Origin of the sequence: Roseburia sp. AM59-24XD, assembly GCF_003478445.1 — a bacterium.
GTDB lineage: Bacteria > Bacillota > Clostridia > Lachnospirales > Lachnospiraceae > Jutongia.
The window spans coordinates 1-7246 of the sequence record NZ_QUET01000054.1; the positions used below are offsets into that span (position 1 = coordinate 1).

Below are 7246 nucleotides of genomic sequence, written 5' to 3' on the forward strand. Positions count from 1 at the left end.
TTGTTTAACCTAGTGGGTGAAATAAAATGTATTGCGAAAATCAGTTTCCAGCAGGTATTATTGCTGAAAAAAAGGGATGTAACACTATGGTAAGTTTCACGGAATAAGGTGGATTTTCATTGACACATATAACACCTTACAATATAATAAAAGCAAATATATAGCTTATAAAGGAGCTTCCTTAATGACGAAAAAAATAACCGCAATATTCTTGGCATTGTGCATGGCAATTTCCGTTTTGCCGATGACCATTCAGGCGGCATCAAAGCCCGATATTAAAGTTGGCGACTATGTTAAAATGGGCGCGTATAACAATGCCTCAATTCTTTGGCGATGTGTAAGCATTGACAATAACGGACCGCTTATGCTTGCAGACAAAATTGTTGACACCCTTGCATATGATGCCAAAACAAATGACAACAGCAATTCAAAATCACACAGCAGAAGCTATAAGCGTGATGATTACGGTTCTAACTATTGGAAAGACAGCAATATGCGTTCTTGGTTAAATTCGACCGCAGCTGAAGGCAAAGTCGATTGGCTTTGCGGCAACCCTCCGAAAGACGGATATGTAAGCGGTGTGGGAGCGTACAACGAAAAAGCGGGTTTTCTCAACGCTTTTTCAAAATCTGAAATTGCGGCAATGAAAACCGTTACCCAGCGTTCTCTCGTTTCTCATCCCGAATACAACAAGGGCATAGTTGATGGAGACGCAAATTCGGATTTGTTATACTACACCGATATTTCGGAAGCGGTGGCAAACTACGACAGTTCATATTTTGAAACTACAACCGAAAAGGTTTTTCTTCTTGATGTAAAGCAGGCTAATGCCGTGTGGAAAAATCTCAAAGGTTATTATGTTGCGTATAATAATGACGGTATGGCTTGGCCTTATTGGCTTCGCACTCCTGTTACCGATTGCAATCACGATATGCGTTATATCAGTTCATCGGGTCAGGTCGGTCGTTATGCTCCGTGGTATTCCGATTTGGGCGTAAGACCTGCATTTTATCTCGATTCCGAATATTTTGTTACAACTTCCGGCAGCGGCTCACAAAGCAGTCCTTATATCGGCTCTGCTCCAAATAAGCAAGAGGATGATTATACAATTTCGGAACCTGCCGAGGACACAAATCCCGATTGGAATGTCAGCACCGAGCAAAGCATTCAGCTCACCCTCGGCCCGTGGTATTCAAATGACGGAAAATATTCTAATCCTACCATCCTGTTTATACCATCCAAAAAACACGCAGCGACACGGAAAATATGGTTGTTGTCGTTTGCGGCGAGGGATACACAAAAAGTCAGCAGGGCAAATTCATCAATGATGTCAAACGACTTTGGCAGGACGCTATGAAATATGAACCGTATCGCAGTTATGCCGACAGATTCAATGTTTACGCTCTTTGCACAGCTTCCGAATCGACTTTTGACAATGGTGGAAGCACCTTCTTTGATGTTATAGTCGACAAATATAATTCGCCTGTTATTTCTAATAATCTCCACGGAAGTCAGTGGAAAAATCATATTTTTGAGAGATGTATCGGTCCTGAATTTATCGAGAAAATTCACGATGCTCATATCAAAAAAAAGTGTGATCCAAACACAATTCCGTCCGGTTCGGAATATGAGCCTTATTATTATGTTCACGATTATATTGCTCAGTTCGCTATGGTTGTAAACACAAAATCAGATTTCGGCGGTGCTTATAATAACCGTGAATACGGCTTCCATTATTTCATTTCGCCATCAGACAGTTATCGTGCGTCAAAAACTTTTGCACACGAGTTTGGACACGGTTTGCTCGGTCTCGGTGATGAATACAGTAACGGATATTTGCTTGACGATAAGGAACTTAAATCACTCAATCTTTCCTCGGTTGAAGACTCGGAAAAGATAAAATGGCGACAGCTTTTAGGTTTTAGAAACACATATACCTGCCGCAATGCTTACGGCTCAAAAATGCTTGTTTCAAGTTATGAGTGCATAATGAGAGACACAAACTATCAATTCTGTGAGGTTTGCCGTTTGCAGGGCTTCAAGCGAATGTCTCAGCTTGTTAAGGATGTAGACCTTTATGTTGCAACTCCCGAGGTTAAGGAATATACGGGCACCTATTCAAAGCCGTCTGATTTTACCGACCTTGAAACAAGTTCATATTATAATTACACATATAATCGCAATGACCGACTTTTGAGCGGCAACAGCAAAAGCAGATTTAATACTAATATGAACGGTAAAAAAATCGAGCTTAGAACTGTTATTCAAAACATTTCAGATAAAAATGCACGACAATTAAAATTCAAAATGTGGATTAAGCACTCCGACGGAAGCGTTGCGACCGATTCATCGGGGAATCCGCTTCAAACAGTACAAACCTTTGACATTCCTGTTTGGAATGATAAGGCAAATTTCTGGCCGCTCGGTGCTTTGGATCACATCAAAAGCGACTTTAATTCAGGCTTAAAGAGTTGCTCGCTTATTTATCAAATTCCGTCTGATGCACAGCTTAAGAGCGGCGATACCGTGGCATTTCAGGTGCTCGATGAAAACGGAAATGTGCTTGCAGACGACAATACGGAAACACAGCGCTACACAACCGTTTCAATTCAGTATAAATTTGAGGACGGCTCTGAAATTCCAAACACTGCCGGCGGAACATTTACCGTGCCATACGGCACAAAGCTTGATTTAACACCGGCAAAAACACTTTATGATTATGAATTTATAAAGGTTGACGGCTTGAATAAGCCTATTGTTTCGGACGGAACGGTTGTTACATATTATTACAAAAATAAAAACGAAGAACACACTCACAATCTGACTTTGGTTGCTGCGAAAGCTGCCACCTGCACTACTGCGGGCAATTCCGCATACTACACCTGCGATGGCTGTGACAAGTGGTTCGCAGATGCAACAGGATCGGTAGAAATTACCGATAAAACCAGTGTGAAGATTCCGGCTCCCGGACATACCGCAGGCACAGAATGGAAGTCTGATGATACTAACCACTGGCATGAATGTTCTCGTTGCCACGACAAAAAGGACGAAGCGGCTCACGATTACGGTTCTGACAATGTTTGCGACACCTGCGGATATTACAAAACTGTACCGCACACTCACAATCTGACTTTGGTTGCTGCGAAAACTGCCACCTGCACAGAGGGCGGTAAGGAAGCATACTACAAGTGCGAAGGTTGTGGCAAGTTCTATGAAGATGTACTCGGTACAAAGGAAATAACCGACCTTGCATCTTGGGGCAATATTGCTAAGATTGCCCACACCACAAAGCAAACCGTAACAAAGGCAACCCCAACAGCAAACGGCAAGATAGTAAATTACTGTTCGGTATGTAAGAAAACTCTTTCAACGACAGTAATTCCAAAGGCATCAAGCATAAAGCTTAAAGCAACATCATTAACATATAACGGAAAGGTTAGAACACCTAAGGTTATTGTTAAGGACAGAACAGGAAAGACACTTGTTAAGAATACTGACTATACTGTGTCTTATGCAAAAGGCAGAAAGTATGTTGGCAAGTACGCAGTAAAGATTACCTTTAAGGGTAAATACAGCGGAACAAAGACGCTTTATTTCACAATCAAGCCAAAGGCAACAAGTATTTCCTCACTTAAAGCAGGTTCAAAGAAGTTTACAGTAAAGTGGAAGAAGCAGGCTACACAGACAACAGGCTATCAGGTACAGTACAGTGCCTCAAGTAAATTCAGCAAGGCTAAGACCGTAACAGTAGGCAAGAATACAACAGTATCAAAGAAAATTTCAAAGCTTTCGGGCAAGAAAAAGTATTATGTAAGAGTTCGCACCTATAAGACAGTTAAGATTAACAGCAAATCCATAAGGATTTATTCAGGCTGGTCAAAAGCTAAGACTGTTACAACAAAGAAATAAAAACTATACCGTAACCTTTGATTCTGCCGGTGGCTCTGCAGTAACGACTCAGACTATCGAAGAAGGTCAGAAGGCAACCAAACCTGCCGCTCCTACCAAGTCTGACGATACCACCAAGCCTTCGGATGATGTTCAGAATCCGCAGACCGGCGACAACAGTATGAGTGGCTGTGGATCGCTCTGCTGTTCGTCAGCGGCTTCGGAGTTGTGACAACTACTGTTTATACTAAAAAAGAAAATCTGTGAAATAACAGATAGCTAACCATTTAAGGATGGCGGTAGCGGAGCTTCCGCTGCCGCCTTTTCCTTACGAAAAGAAATCGAACAAGGAGAAATCAAATGGACGAACAAGAAAAAGAAATTGAAGAAATACTCAGAACATTTGACAAAGCACCTTCGCCTTCGTCAGAGAATAGTGTTCAAAGTCATTTTAGTGCGATTGGGGGCATTTATGACTGAGACTTTTGAGAGACATCGCTCAAATCAAAATCGTAACACGAATTGAAATGAGCAAAACTCCGAGCGAATACAGAAAATCATATTTATAACCGTTGACTTTATAAAAGCTCGGGTGTATAATCAAAAAAATAAAGCTGTCTCGGCTGATGAAGACTATAAATTTTGCTGTTTCTGAACACAACAGCAGAGTTTACAGTCTTATTTTTTTAGGTGATAATATGAAATTCAAAAAATATGCAACAAAAACGCTGATGATCGTTATCGGATCAATAATATCCGCATACGGAATTACGCTTGCAATAGGCGCAGGTTTCGGCGGCGCAACACTTGCGATATTGTGGCAAGGGCTGACGAATGTGACAGGTATGTCAATCGGCACATCGTCGCTTATTGTGGCTGTGGCAATGATAATTTTTGCCCTTTTCTATGACAGAAAACAAATCAATATTGGCACAATTCTTTACCAAATCATTTACAGTTTTTTCGTAGATGTATTCACAAAAATTCAGCATTATACAGATATTAAAGCGGTTAATTTTGTTATAATGCTGCTTGGCATTGCTATATTTTCGTTCGGAACGGGGATTTACTCCGCCGCTGATTTCGGCAGGGGCTCATATGAAGCAGTCACATTTTCGCTTGCCGAAAAAAACGGGTGGAAAATCAAAATCGTACGAATGGTTCTTGATATTATAATGGTAATTATCGGCGTTTTGCTCGGCGGTAAATTCGGAATTTGCACAATTGCCACCGTTTTGCTCTCCGGTCCGATAATTCAGGCAACCGTAAGCACTGTTAAGAAATCAAAGATTTTAAAAAACATTTCTTAAAATTCTCATACAAGCCTAAAAGTGATAAGACATACAAAAAGGATGGAATTCGATTTTGAACAAGTCCGTAAAAAATGGACAATAGAAAAAACGGAGTTAAGGATATATCCGCTAACGAAAACATTAGCGAAGGCTCAAAAGGCATAATTCTTGAATACGTACTTGAAGGTATGGCTGAATATTATTCAGCAGACTTATCAGAGAAAGTCATTTTTCCGATGATCGTACTTAAATGCTTTGATGATATTCTTTCCCCTACCCTACCAAAGAAGCCGTTGTTAAAAAGGCTGAAGCACTTCAAGCACAAGGTATGATTTCAGTTATTGACAAAGTAATGGCATTATTATACTATGACAGTGTGAGTTAACAGTAAACCAAAGAACAATATGTCGATCATGAAAGAATGCTCCTTTGTGTTTCCCGTGCTTATGATTATTACAAGCAAAATAGCTATTGACTAAAACATTTACACAAAATCAGTGTTAAAAATATAGCCGATGCAACAAAAACAAAATACCACTGAATTTGGAGAAAAATTATGATTTTTAAGAAACCTGTTTTATCAGATGGAATTACAGAAAGCACTTTTGAATGCAAAAGAGATGGATTGACGATTCGTGGAACAATCTACCGTCCAAAAGGAGATCATCTTCCGATTGCAATTGTATGTCACGGATTTATGGCATGGCAAGACAGTGTGAAACATTATGCGGCTTTTTTGGCTGAAATGGGATATGTTGCATTTACATTTGATTTTTGTGGCGGTTCTGCTATGTGTGGAAAAAGTGACGGAAAAACCACAGAGATGTCTGTTCTGACAGAAACCAAAGATCTGAAAGCGGTCATTGAATATGTTAGAAATCTTTCCTATACAGATTCTGAAAAAATTTTATTGATGGGATGCAGTCAGGGCGGTTTTGTGTCTGCTTTGGTGGCAGCAAAGAACAACTTTCCGATAGAAAAACTTGTCCTGTTTTATCCGGCATTGTGTATCCCGGATGACGCCAGAGCCGGAAAAATGATGATGGCAAAATTTGATCCGCAAAATGTTCCCGATACTTTCCGCTGCGGACTGATGAAATTGGGGTGTTGCTATGCAATGGATGTCATGCAAATGGATGCCTTTGCAGAAATTAAGAACTACGCCGGCAGGGTGTGCATCGTGCATGGTACAAAGGATAAAATCGTAGATGTTTCTTATGCCAAACGTGCGGCAGAAGCATATAAAAGTACGATGCCGATCGGAATGCAAGATTCCAAACGGGTGCAACTTCATTTTATAGATGGCGGAGGGCATATGTTTTCGAAAAAGCATGATGTCATTGCAATGAAATTATTAAAAGAATTCGCCGCAAAACACGAATGATTTTCATCTGATACCATATGGACAAATCTCCACCTTTAAAGACTTGACAGTTGATATAATCTGCCATCACCTCGGAACATTCGTGTTCCGAGGCTTTTTTATGCCCGAATACTGCTTTTTACGGCGGTATTCGAGCAAAGTGTCTGCGTTCTTTGCAAAATTTCTTTTATATTTTTCAAGGTGTACTCGGTCGGAACTCCTATGCCGATGTCATTCGTTCCGAATAAAATCACAAGATTTTTCGGGTTTATGTTCAAGGCGTTACATTCGAGCCTTTCCAACAATCTGTCGCTGTCAACGGCAAACAATCCCGCACCGATTGCGCCGCAAAATTCAGGCTTATCGGATATGAAAATCTTTGTGTTCAACCGCTTTTGCAACACTTTTTTCAAAAACGTGTTTTCGGGCAGATGAAATAGTCCCCCTTGGCTTGCAACTAAACCTAAAAATCGCATAATTATTAAGCTTTTGCCCTGTTTTGGGCAGAAGCCTTTTTGCATATTTAATAAGATTTTCTTCTTCGTGTAATATTAAATGTGTCGGCTGTAAAATTAACAAAAATTTAATTGGATTCCTGAATCCGTGAACCTTGTTTCAAAATGAAAAAGCACACAGGAAATGTTTGCCATATTTGTTATTGTATACTAAATTTTGAAAATGCTGCATAATTTTGCGTTCAAAA

Annotated in this window: 7 protein-coding genes; 6 read left to right on the forward strand and 1 reads right to left on the reverse strand. The window is 40.2% G+C overall.

Annotated elements, in window-relative coordinates:
- Nucleotides 1-184 precede the first annotated feature (184 nt).
- The 6 genes from DXA20_RS16995 (at nt 185) to DXA20_RS15675 (ending at nt 6564) form a co-directional block, all read left to right on the forward strand.
- Entirely contained in the window at nt 185-1357 is a 1173-nt protein-coding gene (locus tag DXA20_RS16995; RefSeq protein WP_243100712.1) for a DUF6273 domain-containing protein, read from the forward strand.
- Nucleotides 1267-3909, forward strand: coding sequence for a M64 family metallopeptidase (locus DXA20_RS15655; protein ID WP_243100714.1), 2643 nt, complete (start codon nt 1267-1269; stop codon nt 3907-3909). The genes DXA20_RS16995 and DXA20_RS15655 overlap by 91 nt, the downstream gene beginning before the upstream one ends.
- Nucleotides 3890-4120, forward strand: a complete 231-nt coding sequence (locus DXA20_RS18745) for an InlB B-repeat-containing protein (protein ID WP_155219561.1) — start codon at nt 3890-3892, stop codon at nt 4118-4120. The genes DXA20_RS15655 and DXA20_RS18745 overlap by 20 nt, the downstream gene beginning before the upstream one ends.
- A 394-nt stretch (nt 4121-4514) precedes the next feature.
- Nucleotides 4515-5198: a YczE/YyaS/YitT family protein gene (locus DXA20_RS15665; RefSeq protein WP_015559621.1), complete on the forward strand. Its 684-nt coding sequence runs from the start codon at nt 4515-4517 to the stop codon at nt 5196-5198.
- 74 nt (nt 5199-5272) lie between these two features.
- Nucleotides 5273-5512: a hypothetical protein gene (locus DXA20_RS18210; protein WP_118562041.1), complete on the forward strand. Its 240-nt coding sequence runs from the start codon at nt 5273-5275 to the stop codon at nt 5510-5512.
- A gap of 224 nt (nt 5513-5736) precedes the next feature.
- Entirely contained in the window at nt 5737-6564 is an 828-nt protein-coding gene (locus tag DXA20_RS15675; protein ID WP_046447383.1) for an alpha/beta hydrolase family protein, read from the forward strand.
- A gap of 98 nt (nt 6565-6662) precedes the next feature.
- On the opposite strand, the gene DXA20_RS15680 is transcribed toward DXA20_RS15675, so the two are convergent.
- Nucleotides 6663-7064 (reverse strand): GDSL-type esterase/lipase family protein, encoded by a 402-nt coding sequence (locus DXA20_RS15680; protein WP_243100715.1) that lies wholly within the window; start codon nt 7062-7064, stop codon nt 6663-6665.
- Between the last annotated feature and the right edge of the window lie 182 nt (nt 7065-7246).

Excerpts from the sequence above, each read along its gene's own strand:
- DXA20_RS15655 (WP_243100714.1), top strand. The coding sequence starts at position 1,267 with ATGGTTGTTGTCGTTTGCGGCGAGGGATACACAAAAAGTCAGCAGGGC.
- DXA20_RS16995 (WP_243100712.1), top strand. The coding sequence starts at position 185 with ATGACGAAAAAAATAACCGCAATATTCTTGGCATTGTGCATGGCAATT.
- DXA20_RS18210 (WP_118562041.1), top strand. The coding sequence starts at position 5,273 with ATGGACAATAGAAAAAACGGAGTTAAGGATATATCCGCTAACGAAAAC.
- DXA20_RS15675 (WP_046447383.1), top strand. The coding sequence starts at position 5,737 with ATGATTTTTAAGAAACCTGTTTTATCAGATGGAATTACAGAAAGCACT.
- DXA20_RS15680 (WP_243100715.1), bottom strand. The coding sequence starts at position 7,064 with ATGCAAAAAGGCTTCTGCCCAAAACAGGGCAAAAGCTTAATAATTATG.
- DXA20_RS15665 (WP_015559621.1), top strand. The coding sequence starts at position 4,515 with ATGAAGACTATAAATTTTGCTGTTTCTGAACACAACAGCAGAGTTTAC.